We start from the raw sequence: 19,061 nt of genomic DNA, 5'->3' as shown, positions 1-19,061 counted from the left end.
CCGAACCTGACAAAATGACCCCCTTTTCCCCGAGGAGTCAGGCAGTTGAACAATCTCCGCCCGCCCAGCCACACACCGGGCCGCGCCACCCGCTGGCGAGATGCCCTCGCCGTCTATCTGGAAGCGCGGGTACTCATCCTGTTTGCCATGGGATTCTCCTCCGGCCTGCCCTTGCTGCTGGTCTTTGGCACCCTCTCGTTCTGGCTGCGCGAAGCGGATGTCAGCCTGACCGACATTGGCTACATGAGCTGGGTAGCGCTGGCCTACGGTTTCAAGTGGCTGTGGTCGCCCCTGGTGGATCGGCTGCCCCTGCCCCTGCTGTCACGGCTGCTTGGGCGGCGACGCAGCTGGATGCTGTTCTCCCAGGTGCTGATCGCCCTCTCCCTGGTGGGGATGGCCTATTGCGATCCCAAGACCCAGCTCGCCCAGCTGGCCCTCTTCGCCCTGCTGGTGGCCTTCTCCTCTGCCACCCAGGACATCGTCATCGACGCCTATCGCATCGAATCCGCTCCCGAGCGGCTGCAGGCGGCCATGGCCGCGTCCTATATGACGGGGTATCGACTCGCCATGATCATGGCGGGAGCGGGGGCGCTTGCGCTGGCGGCCTGGCTCGGCAGCAACAGCGGCTATGACTATCGCGGCTGGCAGCTCACCTATCTGCTGATGGGAGGGCTGATGTCTCTTGGCATCCTCACCACCCTGATGAGTCACGAGCCGCAGATCGATCTCAAGAGTCAGGACGAGCAGCAGATGGCGCGCAAGGCCACCCTGCTGGCACGGGGTTGGTCCCCCACGCTGGCCGGGCTGGGGGCCTGGACCTACGAGGCCATCTGGTGTCCCTTCGCCGACTTCTTCCGCCGCTACGGCTCCTCGGCCCTGCTGATCCTGGGGCTTATCGCCTGCTATCGCATCTCGGACGTGGTGATGGGGGTGATGTCCAACAGCTTCTATGTGGATCTGCAGTTCAGCAAGACGGAAGTGGCCACCATCACCAAGGTCTATGGCGTCATCATGACGCTGGTGGGAGCCGCGCTCGGGGGCGTGCTGGTGATGCGCTTTGGCACCCTGCGCATCCTGTTCCTCGGCGCCGTGCTGACCGCCAGCACCAACCTGCTGTTCGCTCTCCTCAACGAAGTGGGCCACAACCTGGAGCTGCTGACTCTGATCATCTCGCTGGACAACCTCAGCGCCGGCATCGCCACGGCTGCGTTTGTAACCTATCTATCGAGCCTCACCAACGTCGCCTTCTCCGCCACCCAGTACGCCCTGTTCAGCTCCATCATGCTATTGCTGCCCAAGTTGCTGGCGGGGTTTTCCGGTCGCGTGGTGGAGCAGATCGGCTACAGCCACTTCTTCATCGGCACCAGTCTGCTCGGCATTCCGGTGATGATCCTGATCATCATGGTTGCCAAACGAGGCAGGGCCTTGTCACCACAAACGCACAAATAGCAAGCGTTTGCGCATTTTAGGGGGTGATTAGATTCACAAATCCTGACAAAGTTCCCTGGTGCTTGTTTATCCGCTGAATTTATTTGGCTAGAATCCCTCCCGCTCCTTGTGGGCAGGCTACGGAAAACCTCAACTAACGCACAAGAGACCAATAAAATGGCCAAATTTACCAAGACTCTGATCGCTGCCGGTCTGCTGGCTGCCTCCGCCACTCCGGCCTTCGCTGCCGACTACAGCGGCGACATCCACAAGAACGACTACAAGTGGTTCCAGTTCAACGTGATGCACACCATCGACCAGCTGCCCTACGCTGAGTCCGAAGGTGGTTACAACGATACCTACTTCGAAATGGAGTTTGGTGGCCGTTCCGGTATCTTCGATCTGTACGGTTACGTCGACGTATTCGACATCTTCCAGAACCGTCACGACGACAAGCACAACCAGGACAACCTGTTCATCAAATTTGCACCGCGCATCTCCATCGATGCCATGACCGGCAAAGATCTCTCCTTCGGCCCGGTGCAGGAAGTCTACATCGCCAACCTGATCAACGTCGGTGGTCCGGATGGTCTGTTTGAAGCCATGACCGGTCTGGGTGCAGACGTCATGGTGCCCTGGTTCGGCAAAATGGGCATGAACCTGTATGCCCGTCACGTCAATGAAGGCGGTGGCGAGCAGGGCTGGAACGGCTATCAGTTCTCCATGAACTGGTTCAAGCCTTTCTACACCTTCTCCAACGGCAGCTTCGTAGCCTATCAGGGTTACCTGGATCACCTGTTTGATGCCAAGGACACTTCCACCGACGGTACCGCCATGTTCAACGGCCTGTACTGGCACTCCGACCGCTACGCCGTCGGTTACGGTCTGAAGTACTTCAACGACATCTACGGCATCCAGAACGGTTCCTACGGTCTGAAGACCACTGGTTTCGGCCACTACTTCTCCGTGACCTACAAGTTCTAATCGAACTCGTCACACGGACACAAAAAAACCGGAGCAGCTGCTCCGGTTTTTTTATGCCCTCATGCTGGCAGTGGGGGGAGAGCCGCGCCCTCCCCGTTCGCCATCAATCGCGGAAGTTCTGGAACTGCATCGGCTGGCCCAGTTCGGCGCCACGCACCAGCGCCATGGTCTCTTGCAGATCGTCGCGCTTCTTGCCGGTGACCCGCACCTCGTCGCCCTGGATGGCGGCCTGCACCTTGATCTTGGAATCCTTGATGAGCTTCACCAGCTTCTTGGCCACTTCCTTGTCGATCCCCTGCTTGAACTTCACGGTCAGGTGGAAGCGCTTGCCGGAGTGGACGCTGTCACCCACGTCCATGGAACTGTTCTCGATCTGGCGCTTGAGCAGGGCGCCACGCAGGATCTCGACCATCTGCTTGAGCTGAAAATCGGCGTCGGCTTCCAGCTTCACTTCTTCCTTGTTCAATTCGAAGCTGGCTTCCACACCACGAAAATCGAAACGGGTCGCCAGTTCACGGTTGGCGTTATCAACGGCGTTCAACACCTCGTTCATTTTGACTTCAGAGACAATATCGAATGACGGCATAGCCGGGCTCCTCATGCTGTACTTCAGGTTGTGCTGACAGGTGGGCAAATCTACCAGAAAACGGGCAAATTTGCTGATTTCGATGGGATTGCTCTGCTAGAATCCCCTGCGCACAGGAATGGTGAGACCCGTTAGAACCCGTTCAGGAGCAGTCGCGAGAGGTCCGACACTCGGTGAAGTGCAGCCCAGACACCCGCATGTTCATGCATACATGAGGCTCCCTGGCTGCGCATGAACCTTGAGCACGACCCGGCAACCAGCTCATGCACCGGTTCCAGGTATTCACCAAGCGACATCTTCCCTTATCCCGGGTTGGCGGTTGACAGGATGGCAGCCCTTCCCATGATCGAGCCTCTTCATGCCAAGCGGATTACGCGACAACAACCTGAAAACACGCCGTCACCCTGTCTCTCCCGAGTGGACCTTGCTGGGCTGCGGCGCCCTGGGTGGCGTCTTCGCCTCCCTGTTGACCCAAAGCGGCCAAGCAACCCGCCTCCTGCTGCGCGAGCGCCATCGTGCCACCTTGCACCCCGGCGTCGACTTTACCTCCCTTGAGGGGCATACCCAGCTCCTGGCCATCGAACGCGCCTTCATCGACAAGCCGGGCAGCATCAAACGCCTGCTGGTGATGACGAAGGCGGGGCAGGTGATATCGGCCCTCACTCCCCTGGTCGGGCAACTGGCGGCAGGGGTACCCATCGTGCTGCTGCACAACGGCATGGGGATCGCCGATCAGGTGGTCGCACTCTTCCCCGACAACCCGGTGATCGCCGGCGTCACCAGCCATGGCGCCATGCAGAGCGGCCACTTCGTGTTCCGCCACACCGGCAAGGGGGAGACCTGGCTGGGCCCAATCAACGAAGCGGCCCGTGCCCATGCTCACCTCGCCGACGAGCTGGCCAGCGCCCTGGGTCAGGCCGGTTGGGATGAGCAGATCCTGACACGTCAGTGGCAGAAACTCGCCGTCAACTGCGCCATCAATCCCCTCACCGCGCTCTACAAGCTCAAGAACGGCGAATTGGCCGGTCCGCGTTTTGCCGATGCCCTACAGCAAATCTGCGTGGAAGTGGCTGATGTCATGCGGGCCGAAGGTCAGCCCACCGGCAGCGAAGAGCTGCTACGCCGCGTCATGATGGTGGTGGAGCTCACCGCCGACAATTACTCTTCCATGTATCAAGACATGGAACAGGGCCGCGAGACCGAGATCGAAGCCATCACCGGCTTCCTGCTGGGCAAGGCCGCCCTTCACGGTATCGCGGTGCCGGTCAATCAGGGTCTCTATCAGGCCGTCAAAGAGAAGCGCTGAGCAGAGCAACTGGCAAGCAAGGAGTGCAAGATGAACGTACTGGTACTGGTGGCCCCCGGGTCGGAAGAGATAGAGACGGTTGCCATCGTCGATACCCTGGTTCGGGGTGGCATCGATGTGGTGCTGGCCTCCTGTTGCCCCACCGGAGCGCGCCAGATCCGCGCCTCTCGCGGGGTGCAACTGGTGGCGGATTGCCATCTCGACGAGCTGACCACCCGTGACTTCGATGCCATGGTCGTGCCGGGCGGTCTGCCCGGCAGCGAAGTGATCCGCGACACCCCCCTCGCCATCGACCTGCTACGGGAGCAGGCAGGCCTCGGCCGCTGGCGCGCCGCCATCTGCGCCGCACCCGCCGTGGTACTGCACCATCACGGCTTGCTGGGGGATGCGAGCACCACCTGCCATCCGGGCTTTCAGGCCCGTCTGCCCGCGACACAATTGAGCACGGCGCGGGTCGTGACCGATGAAGCCCATCGCCTGATCACCAGCCAGGGCCCGGGTACCGCCATCGAGTTCGCCCTCGAGATAGTACGGGTACTGCGAGGTGACGAGGCTGCTCACGCGGTGGCCGGTCCCATGGTGTTGCCCCCTTCGGTGTTGCCATAATCGCACCAATCACTTCTCTGAAAACGGCAGAGCCCCTTTGCCACAGGCAAGGGGCCTCTGTTTTGGAGGCTCAGACGGCATGGAGACGGTCTTCACCTCACAGCTACGATATAAAAAATCAAATCATTGGATGGCCTTTTATATATTTTATATCGACACATCTAATCTGCTCTTTGATCAGACCGACAACTTTTTCAAAATCTTCAGATTTACAATATAAATTGTCGCTATGTGAAATCTTAAATGGCGTTGATTCAAACCTTAATGCTTTCTTTTTATTGGAGATGATTAACGTATAGTCCCAATCTTTTTTAAACATGGTTTCATGCTCTGTTACTTCACTTTTAAAATCAGTGAAAAATATCGCAAGGAGTGCCATCCCACCAGCACCGACTAGAGAAAATGGTCCCAATACAGCCACTGCAAATACACAGACCACCACGCCAAGCCAAGCCAAACCACGGACTATCGTATAAGCTACTTCTGGAATAACATCCTGATAAGTGACAATAACGCCTTCTGTTGTAAGACGGTAATGATAGTTTTTATCTGCCATCACTAAATAACGAAAATAAGGGATCATTGCTATAGCAACACCGAATGCTAGATAAGCAAACCCCCAATCAACATCACCTGTAAGTAATACACAACCTACAGCAAATAACGTCATAACTGCAGTGACTAGAAAAATAATAAGCCAAGCAAATGGTGTAGAAACCCGAATATTCCACTCCTGAAGAATTGGGGCCTCACGCACTTTTTTTTGATTGGCATCGAGAATACGTTGTTGCTCTTCCTGTGGTAATAGACGAAAAGGAATCTCCTGCTCATTCACATCAACTTCCTCGTTTGACTTATCCATTATTTATTCCCTTGCTTGCCGACCACCAACGCGGGCATTGTACCCAGATCGCCGCTGCAGCTATTCAATGTCACAGGGCCGCCACTACTACTGTTGCCCTTGAAAATAAACTCCCGCTGAACCATGCCCCCGAGATACCCCAGTTCCAGTTTGATGGCCGAGTTGGTATCAACCTCCAGCGGCAGGGAATAGACCATGTCCTCCCAGCTCCCGCGTAGTGTATCTATCATCTTGGGTTTCATTGCAGCCAGATAGCGGTCAAGCTCCTCTTTGGAGCGCGCGGGGATCATCTGACCAGCACTGGCAAGTGGTTGAGAAGTGACATTTAACCCTATGGTTTGTCCTCGCAAATGGGCAGGGAGTGAAAGTTGCAACTGCCACTGGGAACGACCGGTATCCATCCACCCCTGAGGTGCGGTGCGTACCACAGTCAAACTGGCCCCAGGCTTATTGACCAACATTTCAAAGCGAGCCAGTTCATCTTCGGCGGACCAATTGGCAGGCTGCTTTCCCCAGATTGATTTCAGCAACCATTTTTCCAAATCCGAGCGTTTAAAAATATTCAGCAACATAGTTAAAGCCAGATAGGCAATACCCAACACAAAGAGCCCGACAACCATCCAAGGCGCAAAAATAGCAGCGATGGATGAAAAACCTAAACCATTGGCACCTAAATACGCAAGCTGGATAAGGAAAATGCCACTTTGCCCAAATAGCACCCCTGCTTTCATCTGCAAAAGCGTTTTTTCCATACCACTTATCAGTGGATCTTGGCTAGCCTGCCAACTGTCCAAGGCTTCAAGCCCTGCCGCAGCCAAACCTAGACTAGAAAATGCCAGCATCCGTAGAGAGAAGGCTTTAACCCAGACCGCATGCTCACCTTCTTTTATTGCTGCTTTTATCGAGATTGCTGTCAGGGCTCGTTTACCTCCATCAGTAGTGAGCGGCTTTAGCTTCTCCCACGCCGCCCCCTGATAGAGCGCGGCGATGGCATTACCCGTCCAGGCGAAGGCCGAGCCCAACTGCATATTTGCCCGTTCCCGACCGATGGACTGGGCGTTTTGCGCCGTCCCTGCGATGACCACTGTCAGATTCCAGAGGTTGAGCAGGGCAACCAGCCCGCCAAAGGTCGCCAGATTGGGAATTCTCTCGTTCATGGCCGTGATGCGTTGATTCACGCCGCTACGTACGCTCGCCAGATAGTCACCAACATATTGTCTGGCTTGTTGCTGGTAGAGATCGCCTTTCAGTTTCACCAGCAGGGGCATTTCGCTGGCAATCAGGGTATCAAGCTGTTGCTGCAAGGTTTTTAGCTGACCGTTGATGGCCTTCACCGTGGTGCTGCGCCCGGGAGGGGGGGAGCTGATGGCCGACATCTCCTTGACTATGATCCAGACCTTCTGCTGGAAGCGGTTGTGGAGCATCCGATAGTCTCGGTTGACCTGCAGCGGCTGGTCGCCGAGCAGGGATTCCAGCAGTACCAGTCTGAGGTTGCCCGCCAGGCTGTTCTTCCAGGCATGGGGCAAGATGGCCGCCATGATCTGGGCGTGAGCCCCCTTGGCCATGGACTTTCCAGCCATTTTCATGGCTTCAATGACGGCTTCGATCGTCTGGAACCAGGACTTTTGCTTGAATCTCTCGTCCCCCAATAGCGTCTCCAGATCAGCCGTTCTGCCATAGAGGGCTGTCATATCCCCAGAGGAGGTGCTGAGCCAGGCATTGTCTACCGTCAGCTCGCTCAGTCCCTTGTGCAACGCGGCATCAAAGCCATAAGGGGCCAGCGCCAGCAAGTTGTCGCGGCTCTTTTCGCCCAGCAGTTTCTCCAGCGCTTTCTTCCTCTCCTCCGTGCGGCAGCTAAGAGAGAGAACCGGCCCGGCCTCGGCAAACAGGGTCTGCAGATAGGCTTGTCCCTTGGGTGTTCTGTTGTCCAGACCAAAGGGCAGCGGATCGGCCTTGAGGCGGGTCACACCGTTGAACAGGTCTTCATGAGCCCGCGTCAGGGCCAGATCCAGCTCATTGAGTGGCACCTGATACTGCTTGATAAAGGCATTGAGCCCGCTCCAGTTGACCTCATCCTGGAAGGCTGCGCGCTCTTTCCATTGGGAAACCTGTTTTTGAGATGGATTGAAACCATATTGTTCCCGCAAGATTTTCAGCTTCTCATCAGCCCGTTTCTCCATGGGGGAGTTGAACCGCACCATCCCGGGCTCTGCCGTCATGCTCTCCATGTCGGCGAGGTAGCGATCCCCAAGATAATCATCCAGCGCCTCTTCAAAGGCCTGGGTCCTGGCGACATTGCCCCTGACGGAGGCGGGCAACTCCTTCTCGTCGAGCCGCACCCTGGCCAGGTTGCGCGTGACCTCCGCCATCATCAGCTTGTGGCTGTTGACCTTGATGGTGGCATCATCTTTCCCCAGCAGTGCTTCGCGCTTGGCGAGCAGTTGATTGACCTTCATGGAAAGGTCGGCAAGGTCGGCCAGCGGGTCCTCCAGAGCGACCACCATGGCGCTCTTGGGATCCGGTATGCCCGCCTTGTAGGCAGTCGGTAAACTCGCAGGTTTGTGAGCCAGCAACTTGATCCCCTGCTTGTCCTCTTCGGCAGGCTTGGCAAGAGGGGTAGAAGAGAGCACAAATCCCTTGTTGGACATCCCCAGGTCCGCAACCTTGTCAAGCACATCTGGCAGACCGCAATGAGGGGCCTTCATGGTGCTGGCAAAACTGCCCAGTTTCACCTGCCGCATCCAGGTGGTGCGCAAACCGCCGCTCTTTTCCATCTCATGCTTGATGCGCCCCGTCCAGCGCTGGGGAGAATAAGCGAGGGAGAGGGTATGGCTCGCCGGGTAGAGCAGATGCCCCTTGCTTCCCTTGCTCTGGTTGATGAAGGTCGATCCTTTTATCTCGTACTCATCAAATGTCTTGGTCTTTTCGTCATACACATAGAGCCAGCCATCACGCAGTTGGCGCAAGGCATAACCGCTCTCTTTCAACTTGAGAGGCACCACAAAGCCTGCTCCGGCGGGGACTGGGTGAGGCTGCTTTTGTGGCGGGGAGAACGGCTCATCCAGGGCATAACGCACCGGGATGATGGCAATCTTCTTGTTCTTGAGCGGACAGACTCCTGCCGGGCTCTTGCTGTCGGTCGTGTTTGCACACTGGGCGGCTTGATTGGGCGTACTCATGCGTCTTGATCCTTGTTGCTCAATGCGGCAGCAAGCTCGGCGGCCTGCTCGATACGTTGCGAAGGGGTCTGGGGCGAACGCTGGGTAATCAACGCCTTGATCCGGGGATGCTCATCTTCATCAAACCAGTCACTGCCGAGATACCCCATCACATTGAAAAACAGCAGCAGATCCCGCTCGCTCTCGAATCCCTGGGCATAGGCGTAATCAGCCCAATGGGCAATCCACGCCATGGGTTCTGGCAGCGTCAGCATGCGAGCCCCAAACCAGGTGTGCATGTGTGCTCTTATCCCATTGAGGGTGTTCAACCAGCTCACCTCTCCCAGACGGCGCCACTGCACATCGGAAAGTCGCAGGCGCTCCCCCATGGGGGACCCCATTCCAGGCACGGCAACCTTGTGCTGCCACACCTGCCCCTCCCCCTGCCGGGTCGGGATCCAGACTTGAGCCACCCCCTGCCAGAGCCAGGGTTCATCATCCATAAACAGCCGCCACATGGTCTCCGGCATGGCCAGCTTGAGTAGAATCCTGCTGCCATAGGGACTCTCCACCTCGATTAGCTCACGCAGTCGCTCGGCCAACGGCAACAGAGAAAGAGGGGACGATAACAGGTAACCCCATGATGCATCGCGGTTTTGCATAAACCAATCCAGCAGATTGGGCGTTGCACATATCAGACAGGGGCTCACTTCTCGCAAGCTGTCCCAGGGGGCGTGAAGGTAAACGGGCTGATAGGAAGGAGATGCGTCCTGCTCGAACAACACTCGCTCAAGCGCGGGAATGCGCGCCCCATCTAGCAACAGATAGAGTTGCTCACCTCTGTTCAGTTCGATGTCGGGACGCTCTGCGACGAAAGCCATGGCCATCAGCCACCACCCTCCTGTCTGGCCAGTTGCTCACAGATCTCGCACACAGGTTCGGCAGACTTGAGCGTCGCAATCTGACGTGCGGGGTCCATGGGAGGCGGGGGCGCCACCACTTCAACCGCACCGGGCTGGATCGGCATCTGGCCGCCCCAGTCAGAGCCAGACCCCGGGCTGCCGCCTGAGTTCATCTTGATGGAGCCGCCCGAGAGGGTGACACCGCTCGGGTCGATTTTGACAAAACTCCCCCCCACCTTGAGGGTCAGCTCGGCCCCCGCCTCCATCACTATCTTCATGCCCGCCTTGTGGTGTACCTCGCTTCCCACTTCCACCAGCAGGGATTGCCCCAGCTTCTGGTGCAAGCTGGCATCCACGGTCAGGGAGTAGTCAGCCTTCACTTGGTCGCGCTTCTCACCCTCTACCGTTAGGTGGTCATTGGCCTTGATGCGGGTCACCCGCTCATTGTCGATGTCCCTGTGTTCGTCGTGCTTGATGTGCCACGCCGCATCATTCTCGATAAGTACATTCAGGTCTTTCTGACCGTGGATATAAATCTCTTCCTGCCCCGCCTGGTCTTCAAAGCGCAGTTCGTTGAAACCCTCCCCCTGGTGGGTTTCGGTGCGCAGCACGGTGCGGGTCTTGTTGGCCGGCAGCTCGTAGGGCGGCCGGTTGGTGGCGTGGTAAGTTCGACCCGTCACGATGGGCTGGTCCGGGTCCCCTTCCAGGAACGAGACAATGACCTCGTGGCCGATGCGCGGGATGGCCATCATGCCGTATTGACCGCCCGCCCAGCCCTGGCTCACCCGCACCCAGCAGGAGCTCTGGTCATTGGAGCTACCATATCTGTCCCACGGGAACTGCAGCTTCACCCGGCCGTGCTCGTCGCAGTAAATCTCCTCCCCCTCGGGGCCAACCACTATGGCGATTTGCGGGCCGTCCACCATCGGCTTGTGGGGCACCTCGGGGCTACCGATGAGCGCCCGCCAGGTGGTGCTGGCTTTCACCACCCCAAATTCGTTGTGGTAGACGGTGGGGCCGCTGCCCCCTTCCTCTTCCAGTGCCTGTGGCTGCAAGCCGGTGTGCTGGATGCGCACGATTTGCCAGTCGGTGTTGAGGTTGCCGTTGGGATGTTCGGTCAGCGAGAAGCTCTGCCCCGGCTGCAAGGCCGCGCAGTTGGACTTAGCCTGGCCCGCCACCGCGTCATTGCGCAGGGCATCGAGCCGGTGCTGAGCAAAGGCCTTGCCGCTGCCATCCTGCTTGTAGCGACCCGGATAGTCGAAGTGCTGGTAGGTATCCCGTTGATGCTCGAGCTCACTGCCCTGCTTTTTGTGAGAGAGGCCGTAGGCAGGCGTCTTGAAGCTGTAGTCTTTGAGCTCCACATCCGAGGGGCGCACCGCTTCGCGGTAGTGGAACTGGCGCACATAGGGGCCCTGCTCCAGCGAACGGTTGCCGAGGTTGAAGAAGAGCTCGGGGCCGGCAGTCAAGGCGGCTGCGTCATCGGCAAACACGATACGGTGCTTGCCCGCTTCAAACTCGTGGAAGTAGAACATCCCCTCTTCGGCGGCGAGGCGATTGAGGAAATCGAGGTCGGTCTCGCGATACTGAACGCAATATTCCCGCTTGGCGTGCTCGTTTTTCAGCGCAAAGGCATAGTCGGTGATGCCATGTTCTTGCAAGAGGATACTGAGGATTTCATCAGGCTTCTGCGCCTGGAAGATGCGGGAGTTCTGGCGAAGCGACAGCCGCCACAGGGCCGGCTGCACCATGAGCTGATAGCGGGTGCGGCGAAAACCGCTGTCCCCTTGCGCGAAGTCACTGACCACCCCGCACACCCGGCGCTGCAGCTCGCCGTTGTACCACACCAAGAGTTCGCACGGCTGGTCCAGCACGGCGCCAAAGTCGATGTCGGGCTGGGCACTCGCCAGCGCCAGGCGCAGGTTGAATGGCCGGTTGAGCCCTTCATCCAATGCAAACTCGGCCACCACGAAGGTGCTCTCGGGCAGAGCCCCCACCTTGACGGTGAATTGTAATCCTGTGCTGTCTGCCATGAGGGCTCCTTAACCAGCCAGTTCGCAGCCCCGGGAGCTGCACGGATGACGTCTGAGATCAGGCGCGTCGCAAGATGGGTCACCATCGCCATCAGCATCGCGAGGGAAGGCACGGTGCAAACTGAGAAGCGCCGCTTTCATCTGACAAGGCAATCGTGGGAGATGGCGCGACCGGCCTTCGTTGTGCTTTGCCATCCAGCCGCCATGCAGCCGGATGGCAAAACACAAAAGCTCCGACCACATCCGGTTGAATGGGTCGGAGAAAGCTTGCACAGGTCTGGTGACGGCTGACACGGCAGTCATCAGGCCCTGGGGTGCACTACAAGGAACAACGGCAATCAATAAATCGGTGATCAGGCCTCGATCGGCGCGCGCCAGTCATCAGCACCAGAGGTGCCGGCAACGGTGTGCTCCCAGTCGATCTTGCGGTAGGCCATGGAGACCTGGATCAGCTGGGTGAAGTCGGACTTCGCCGGATCCTGGCAGTGGGGCATCTGGCAGTCGATGTCAACGATGGTGGCATCGGTCAGTACAGTGCTGAAGAAGTGCTCCTGCTTGCCCTCGACGGAGGTGCGGTACCACTTCAGGGTCACTTTCGGCAGCATCTCGCCGGAGGCCAGGGAGTTGTACATCAGCGGCACGGCCTTGTTCAGGGCTACGGTGAACTTGAACGGCTTGTGGACACGTTGACCCGCCGGCTGGCCGGATTGCGGATCGGTCGGCACGGTGACGACGTGCTGGAACTCTTGTACCAGCATCTCGTCTTCGTGGCCCTGCACGAAAATGTTGCCGACGGAATCGGAGGTGAAGGCACCGGCGGTGATGTTGCCCTGGGTTTTACCTTCGATGCTGATATAACATGGGGTTGGCATGGAATTGCTCCTGATGGTTGAACGGTTATGACACTCGCCCGAATCCGTTAGCAGCGTCCATGCCACTCTTTTTACCCATTACATTTCAATCAGTTATAAAAAAATCCCCCCACAAGGCAGTACGCTCGGCGCAATAAGTTGTACTTTTCAACACGTTTGACCATCAGTCATTGCACTGGCAGTGTAATCCTCTGGTATGTGCGCAATTTTTTGCGCCAATCCGACGGGAACACTACTGTTCGTCCACATTGGCGACGGCGGCCAGCTCTACATTCAACCTCACCACCCCCTGTTTCAGCGCCCAGGAGATCGCCTGGCACTTGCTGCTGGCCCCCAGCTTGGTGACCACATTGTTCAGATGAAAGGTCACCGTGCGCGGGGTGATCCCCAGGATCTGCGCAATATCGCTCGTCTGCTTCCCTTCCGCCGCCCAGCGGCATACCTCCAGCTCGCGCAGGCTCAGGGCATCATGAGAGGACTCCCCTACCAGACAGACCCTCACCACCGCCTCGAAGATATGCATGGATAGCCAGCTGAGAAAAGGCACCGCAGAGAGCCACTGCGCTCTGGTGCGAGGCGTGCTGGTGATCAGGGAGAGCAGGCCCACATGACCGTTGGCTCCGTGCCAGGGAAACGTAATGCCGTCGCGCAATCCCGCCTGCTGCGCGAGCGTCATCACCGCAAGGCGCTCATCGTCACAGACCCCCTGCACCATGAGATCCGCCCACAGGATGGGGGTGCTCCGCTCCATGCCGCGCTGGACGACGGGATCGATGGCAAAGAAGTTGGCCTGGGTATAGGCGTCAACCCACTCCTGAGGACAACCATTGAAGATGGTGACATCCGGTCGCTGTATGGTGCTGGGAGACATCAGGGCCAATCTGAAGTAGTCAAATCCCGCCTGTGTCGTCAACTGGCGCAGCAACGCCACTATGGTGTGCTCATCGTCGGCCTGTTCGAACCGGGAGATGAGATCTAACGCGTAGCTTGTATCCATGTTGTCGAATTGTTTTCAAATGGTGTCGGCATTGTTTTTCATGAAACCCAATGGGAGCTGAATCACGTGCCAACAAATAGAAACGGAACCCGTGAAACCCTGATCTCAGGGCCCGCCACTAGCCTCGGGGCTCGCTCTCGGCGGGATGGAGGGCATGACGCAGAGCGAAATACCAATAACCAGAACTTAACTGCATTAAAATCACGAGTTTTTGCAAAAAACATCGCAATCATATAACAGCACTCGACGGGGAAGGGATAATAAACTTTCCAGATGAGACCTTGGTCACTGACAGGCCGATCGTTTTGTGTCCCGTCCCCCGTTTCTGGCCCTTTACGGGCTTCCCCGGCCTGGCACCGGCTGTTAACATGCGCCCCTTATGCCTGTTATGTGCTCTGAGGTGGCCGTCACGCCGCCCTGACCCTGCCCTGTGCGGCCTCTGCCGCCTGACTCCGGTTATGCCGACCGGCCGGTTTGCCCGGCCACCAACAGCCAATGCAACCCTGTGATCCCCGCCATTTCCCCTGATTTGCGGGCCTGTGGCCATGGACCCTCAACGAGCGAGAAAATCCCCATGCTGGAACGTGCAAGACAAGAGTGGTTCTCCAACATACGGGGTGATCTGCTGTCGGGTATCGTCGTCGCCCTGGCGCTGATCCCGGAGGCCATCGCCTTCTCCATCATTGCGGGCGTCGACCCCAAGGTCGGCCTCTATGCCTCCTTCTGCATCGCCGTGGTCATCGCCTTCGTCGGCGGTCGTCCCGGCATGATTTCCGCCGCCACCGGCGCCATGGCGCTCCTGATGGTGACCCTGGTCAGGGAACATGGCCTGCAGTATCTGCTGGCGGCCACCCTGCTCACCGGCCTCTTCCAGATAACGGCGGGCTACCTCAGACTCGGCAGCCTGATGCGATTCGTCTCCCGCTCCGTGGTGACCGGCTTCGTCAACGCCCTGGCCATCCTTATCTTCATGGCCCAGCTGCCCGAGCTCACCAACGTCACCTGGCAGGTCTACGCCATGACCGCGGCCGGGCTTGGCATCATCTATCTGTTCCCGCTCGTTCCCGTGGTGGGCAAACTGCTCCCCTCCCCCCTGCTGTGCATCGTCGTCCTGACGGCGGTGGCCATCACCCTGGGCATCGACATCCGCACCGTGGGCGACATGGGCGAGCTGCCCGATACCCTGCCGGTCTTCCTCTGGCCCGACGTACCCCTCAATCTGGAGACCCTGGCCATCATCTTCCCCTATTCAGCGGGGCTGGCGGTGGTGGGACTGCTCGAGTCCATGATGACGGCAGCCATCGTCGACGAGATGACCGACACCCCAAGCGATCGCAACCGCGAGTGCAAGGGTCAGGGGATCGCCAACATTGGCGCCGGTCTGCTGGGAGGCATGGCGGGGTGCGCCATGATTGGCCAGTCCGTCATCAACATCAAATCCGGTGGCCGCGGCCGCCTCTCCACCTTCGTGGCGGGGACCCTGCTCATCCTGATGGTGGTCTTCATGGATGAGTGGATCCGTCAGATCCCCATGGCCGCCCTGGTGGCCGTGATGATCATGGTCTCCATCGGCACGTTTTCCTGGGAGTCGGTACGCAACCTGAAGAGCCACCCCCTCTCCACCAACCTGGTGATGGTGACCACTGTCGCCGTGGTGGTCGCGACCCACAACCTGGCACTCGGGGTCTTCGTGGGGGTGCTGCTCGCCTCTCTCTTCTTCGCCCACAAGGTTGCCCGCGTCATGCTGGTCAAGAGCGACAGCGAGCGCAGCGGCGCCGTGCGTACCTATCTGGTGCGGGGCCAGGTCTTCTTTGCCAGCGCCGAGCAGTTCCTGGCCGGTTTCGATTTCAGGGAGGAAGTGGAGAAGGTGGTCATCGACCTGACGCACGCCCACTTCTGGGACATCACCGCCATCACGGCCCTCGACAAGGTGGTCATCAAGTTCCGCCGTGAGGGGAAAGAGGTGGCGGTCATCGGCCTGAACGACGCCAGTGCCACCCTGGTCGATCGCTTTGCCATCCACGACAAACGCCAGGAGGGAGAGCCCCTGCTGGCCGAGCATTGATCCCGGCGCGCCCCATGAGGGCGCTGCCTGCAAGCCATAAAAAAAGCCCGTCTCTCACCATGAGATGGGCTTTTTTTGGGCTGTTGGATCACAGTCAACACACGCGCCTCGGCGCGCCCATCCCGAGCCGATGCGGCAACGCGGGGTCATGACCTGCCGTCAGGGTGCAAGAGGGGCCATGAAAGCAGGAACAGGGTGCCGCCCCGCCCGCCGGGTTGGCAAACAGCACTGCCGCCGTGGGCCTCGGCAATGGCCTTGACCACGGCCAGCCCGAGCCCGCTGCCGCCACTCTTGCGTGAGCGTGACGGATCCCCCCGGCGAAACGCCTCGAAGAGATGGGCGGCGACCTCCTCGCTGATGCCAGGCCCTTCGTCTTCCACGCTCAGGATGCACTGGGTGCCCGAACGATGCAGGCGCACGGTCAGCATGCCCGGCACCGCGTGCTTCTGGGCATTTTCCAGCAGCGCCATCAGGGCCTGACGGATGCGAAGTGCATCGCAACAGACACAGAGTTCGGCATCGAGCTCCCGCTTGAGGGTGAAACCGCTCGCAGCCAGAGGGGTGGCAAACGCCTCGAGCACCACTGCAAGCTCATCAGCCAGCCTGACCTCTGTTCGTTGCAACTCCAGGTGGCCGCTGTCGTTGAGGCTCAATACCCGCAAGTCTTCGATCAGGTGGGTCAATCCCTCCACCTGGCGCAACAAACCTTCAAAGAGCGCACGCTCTGGCGGAAATACCCCTTCGGCCAGCCCCTGCAATCGGCCACGCAAGATGGTCACCGGGGTGCGCAATTCGTGGGCGATGGCGGCATTCCAGAACTCCCGCTCGCGGGTCATGCTTTGCAGTCGCTCGGCCATGGTGTTGAAGTCCCGCACCAGTTGCGCCGTCTCCCCGATCGCCTGTTCATCCAGCGGCACGCGCGCATCGAGTTTGCCCTCTGCCACCTCTCGCAGGCTGTTCGCCACCGAATTGAGCGGGGTCAGGATGCGCCGAGAGAGGCGCACCGCCACGTACAGCGCCATCCCCAATGCAATAAGAATGGTCGAGCCGATCCAGATCATCTCGACCCTGGATGGCATCCAGCTCTCGGAGATGCTGCCAGGCACATAGGTCACGGCAATGGCGTAGAACACATAGGTGCCGATCACCGCGAGGCAGATGATGCCGAGTGCCATCAGCCCCAGGGAGCGGATGATTTGCCTGCGCAGGCCGGGTGCCGATGTCACGCATCGCCCCCGAAGCGATAGCCGACGCCCCAGACACTGGCGGGCACCCCCTGGATGCCGTGCGCCTCCAGCTTCTTGCGCAGCTTGCTGATGTGGCTGTCCACCGTGCGCTCCTGGGTATCCCCCTCCGGCAGGCAGTGGGTCAGCAGTTCGGCGCGGCTGAACACCCGCTTGGGTGCCCGCATCAGGGAGGCGAGCAACTTGAACTCGGTCAGGGTCAGATCCAGCATCTGCTGCCCCTCATCGCGGCAAATGCTGGCCTCGTGGCTCTCCAGATCGATCTGGAAGGGGCCGACCCGCAGCACCCGGGCCGTGGTCTGCTTCGCAGCCTGGCTGCGTCTGAGCACCGCCTGTACCCGGGCCACCACTTCGGCCGGGTTGAAAGGTTTGACCACATAGTCATCCGCCCCCATGCGCAGCCCCATCAGCTTGTCGAGGTCCTGATCCAGGGCGGTCAGCATGATCACCGGCGTGTCGCCACGGGCTCGGATCTCGCTGAGCACCTGCCAGCCATCGAGCTGCGGCATCTGCACATCCAGCAACAGGAGATCGGGTTTGCATGTCTGGTGCATGGCCAGGGCTTCGCGGCCATCGGCGGCATGCAGGGTGCGCAATCCGTGGCGTTGCAGGTAAGCGGCGAGGATGTCGGCTATCTCGGCTTCATCCTCTGCAATCAGTACCAGTGACTGGGCCGCCGGGTTGGCGGAAGCAGGAAGATACGACATGGTCGGCCTCGAAAATGGTGGGTTTGAACTTTATCACCGCCTCCATGGATTCTCCACAAAGCCTCGAATCATTCGCAATAGCCCCTCTCCATAATGCCCGCTCGATGTGCTCTCGCGGCAACACCATGCCCGGGAGGCGGTTTAACGAGGTGAATATGATGTTTGTCAAACAGCGGTATGCGGGCGCTTTGCTCGCCGTCATTGCCGTATTCGGATTGGCAGGTTGCGATGGGGCGACGCAAGCGCAAGATGCGCCGGCCCTTCCTCAGGTGTCGGTGATGACGCTGGCAGGTCAGGACCTGGTCATCAGCGAGGATCTGCCCGCCCGGGTAGCCGCGGTGCGCAGCGCCGAAATTCGGGCCCAGATCAGCGGCATCGTGCAGCGCCGCCTGTTCGAGCAGGGTGCCGAGATCAACGCTGGCACCGTGCTCTTCCAGATAAATCCGGCCCCCTTCAAGGCGGATGTCGACAGCGCCGCCGCCGCATTTCAGCGCGCGGAGGCCGTGCTGGCCCGCGCCCGTATCCAGATTGACCGTCTGGTGCCGCTGCTGCGCACCGAGGCCATTAGCCGCCAAACCTATGACGATGCTGTCTCCCAGCGTGATCAGGCGGCCGCCGACGTGGCTCAGGCCAGGGCGACCCTGGCCCGGCACCAGCTGAACCTGCAATTTGCCAGCGTGGAGGCCCCCATCGCCGGGCGCATCGATCAGGCGCTGGTGAGTGAAGGGGCTCTGGTGTCCCCCACCGACGCCACCCCCATGGCCAGGATCCAGCAGATCGATCAGGTCTACGTCGATGTGCGTCAACCGGCCTCTGTGCTCGACACCCTGCGCCAGCAGGCTGGCTCGACGGCACCGGAACTGACGGTGGACATCCTCGGCAGCGACGGCAAGCCGCTCGGCATGCAGGGGCACATCCTCTTCTCCGGCATCGAGGTGGATGCCGGGACCGGTGACGTACTGCTGCGGGTACTGGTGGACAACCCGGAGCGGCGGCTCTTGCCCGGCCTCTACGTACAGGCGCGCATTCCCCGTGCCCGCTATGCCAACGCCCTGAGCGTGCCTCAGCAGGCGGTGGTGCGCACATCGGGCCAGACCAGCGTGTGGGTGGTGGATGGCCAGGGGCAGGCACAACTGGTTCCGGTCAACACCGCTGAACTGGTGAATAGCCAGTACCGCATCGCGTCCGGGCTCAACGCCGGACAGCGGGTGGTGATCGAGGGGATCGACCGCCTGACCCCGGGGACGCAAGTCATTGCCCATCCCTGGCAATCCCCCGCAGTCAGCCAGCAGGCTGACGCCGGTAACCGTTGAA

At 59.5% G+C, this 19,061-nt stretch carries 16 protein-coding genes; 7 read left to right on the top strand and 9 right to left on the bottom strand.

Annotation, left to right across the window (positions count from 1 at the left end):
• Positions 1-147 precede the first annotated feature (147 nt).
• Together AB5Y80_RS00755 and AB5Y80_RS00750 are read left to right on the top strand one after the other, a co-directional pair.
• Positions 148-1,449, top strand: coding sequence for an MFS transporter (locus AB5Y80_RS00755; RefSeq protein ID WP_039040718.1), 1,302 nt, complete (start codon positions 148-150; stop codon positions 1,447-1,449).
• A gap of 156 nt (positions 1,450-1,605) precedes the next feature.
• Entirely contained in the window at positions 1,606-2,412 is an 807-nt protein-coding gene (locus AB5Y80_RS00750) for an outer membrane protein OmpK (RefSeq protein ID WP_039040713.1), read from the top strand.
• A 103-nt stretch (positions 2,413-2,515) separates the two neighbouring features.
• Here the strand turns inward: AB5Y80_RS00750 and AB5Y80_RS00745 are convergent, their stop codons facing one another.
• Entirely contained in the window at positions 2,516-2,998 is a 483-nt protein-coding gene (locus AB5Y80_RS00745) for a YajQ family cyclic di-GMP-binding protein (RefSeq protein ID WP_010673357.1), read from the bottom strand.
• A 358-nt stretch (positions 2,999-3,356) separates the two neighbouring features.
• Here AB5Y80_RS00745 and AB5Y80_RS00740 point away from each other — a divergent pair, with 358 nt between their 5' ends.
• On the top strand, positions 3,357-4,304 hold the full coding sequence (locus tag AB5Y80_RS00740) for a ketopantoate reductase family protein (RefSeq protein WP_039040714.1): 948 nt from the start codon (positions 3,357-3,359) through the stop codon (positions 4,302-4,304).
• A gap of 30 nt (positions 4,305-4,334) precedes the next feature.
• Positions 4,335-4,910, top strand: coding sequence for a DJ-1 family glyoxalase III (locus AB5Y80_RS00735; protein ID WP_323904624.1), 576 nt, complete (start codon positions 4,335-4,337; stop codon positions 4,908-4,910).
• Positions 4,911-5,028: 118 nt separating this feature from the next.
• On the opposite strand, the gene AB5Y80_RS00730 is transcribed toward AB5Y80_RS00735, so the two are convergent.
• From AB5Y80_RS00730 to AB5Y80_RS00715, 4 genes are read right to left on the bottom strand one after another with little or no spacing between them, the layout of a single operon-like run.
• Positions 5,029-5,772 carry a hypothetical protein gene (locus tag AB5Y80_RS00730; RefSeq protein WP_368172412.1) on the bottom strand — a complete coding sequence of 248 codons (744 nt, stop codon included), beginning with the start codon at positions 5,770-5,772 and terminating at the stop codon, positions 5,029-5,031.
• Positions 5,772-8,951, bottom strand: a complete 3,180-nt coding sequence (locus AB5Y80_RS00725) for a toxin VasX (protein ID WP_368172411.1) — start codon at positions 8,949-8,951, stop codon at positions 5,772-5,774. The genes AB5Y80_RS00730 and AB5Y80_RS00725 overlap by 1 nt, the downstream gene beginning before the upstream one ends.
• A complete protein-coding gene (locus AB5Y80_RS00720) occupies positions 8,948-9,811 on the bottom strand; it encodes a DUF4123 domain-containing protein (protein ID WP_368172443.1) in 864 nt (287 codons plus the stop codon). The genes AB5Y80_RS00725 and AB5Y80_RS00720 overlap by 4 nt, the downstream gene beginning before the upstream one ends.
• A 5-nt stretch (positions 9,812-9,816) precedes the next feature.
• Complete coding sequence (locus AB5Y80_RS00715; protein WP_368172410.1) at positions 9,817-11,862, bottom strand: type VI secretion system tip protein VgrG; 2,046 nt, start codon at positions 11,860-11,862, stop codon at positions 9,817-9,819.
• Positions 11,863-11,907: 45 nt separating this feature from the next.
• On the opposite strand from AB5Y80_RS00715, the gene AB5Y80_RS00710 reads away from it, so the two are divergent.
• Positions 11,908-12,153, top strand: coding sequence for a hypothetical protein (locus tag AB5Y80_RS00710; protein ID WP_324021678.1), 246 nt, complete (start codon positions 11,908-11,910; stop codon positions 12,151-12,153).
• Positions 12,154-12,215: 62 nt separating this feature from the next.
• Here the strand turns inward: AB5Y80_RS00710 and hcp1 are convergent, their stop codons facing one another.
• Both hcp1 and AB5Y80_RS00700 read right to left on the bottom strand, forming a co-directional pair.
• Positions 12,216-12,734, bottom strand: a complete 519-nt coding sequence (gene hcp1, locus AB5Y80_RS00705; protein ID WP_005332563.1) for a type VI secretion system effector Hcp1 — start codon at positions 12,732-12,734, stop codon at positions 12,216-12,218.
• Between the two features lie 232 nt (positions 12,735-12,966).
• Positions 12,967-13,731, bottom strand: a complete 765-nt coding sequence (locus AB5Y80_RS00700) for a LuxR family transcriptional regulator (RefSeq protein ID WP_368172409.1) — start codon at positions 13,729-13,731, stop codon at positions 12,967-12,969.
• 574 nt (positions 13,732-14,305) lie between these two features.
• Here AB5Y80_RS00700 and AB5Y80_RS00695 point away from each other — a divergent pair.
• The gene (locus AB5Y80_RS00695; RefSeq protein WP_368172408.1) at positions 14,306-15,796 is read left to right on the top strand and encodes a SulP family inorganic anion transporter; all 1,491 of its coding nucleotides are present in this window, start codon (positions 14,306-14,308) and stop codon (positions 15,794-15,796) included.
• A 146-nt stretch (positions 15,797-15,942) separates the two neighbouring features.
• Here the strand turns inward: AB5Y80_RS00695 and AB5Y80_RS00690 are convergent, their stop codons facing one another.
• The gene (locus AB5Y80_RS00690) at positions 15,943-17,022 is read right to left on the bottom strand and encodes an ATP-binding protein (protein WP_368172407.1); all 1,080 of its coding nucleotides are present in this window, start codon (positions 17,020-17,022) and stop codon (positions 15,943-15,945) included.
• The gene (locus AB5Y80_RS00685) at positions 17,019-17,747 is read right to left on the bottom strand and encodes a response regulator (RefSeq protein WP_368172406.1); all 729 of its coding nucleotides are present in this window, start codon (positions 17,745-17,747) and stop codon (positions 17,019-17,021) included. The genes AB5Y80_RS00690 and AB5Y80_RS00685 overlap by 4 nt, the downstream gene beginning before the upstream one ends.
• Before the next feature lie 155 nt (positions 17,748-17,902).
• Between AB5Y80_RS00685 and AB5Y80_RS00680 the strand changes: the two genes are divergently transcribed.
• Entirely contained in the window at positions 17,903-19,060 is a 1,158-nt protein-coding gene (locus tag AB5Y80_RS00680) for an efflux RND transporter periplasmic adaptor subunit (protein WP_368172405.1), read from the top strand.
• Position 19,061: the final 1 nt, after the last annotated feature.

The organism is Aeromonas sp. R2-1 (assembly GCF_040908425.1).
In the GTDB taxonomy this organism is placed as follows: domain Bacteria; phylum Pseudomonadota; class Gammaproteobacteria; order Enterobacterales; family Aeromonadaceae; genus Aeromonas; species Aeromonas caviae.
This window is presented reverse-complemented; position numbering and strand designations above follow the sequence as displayed.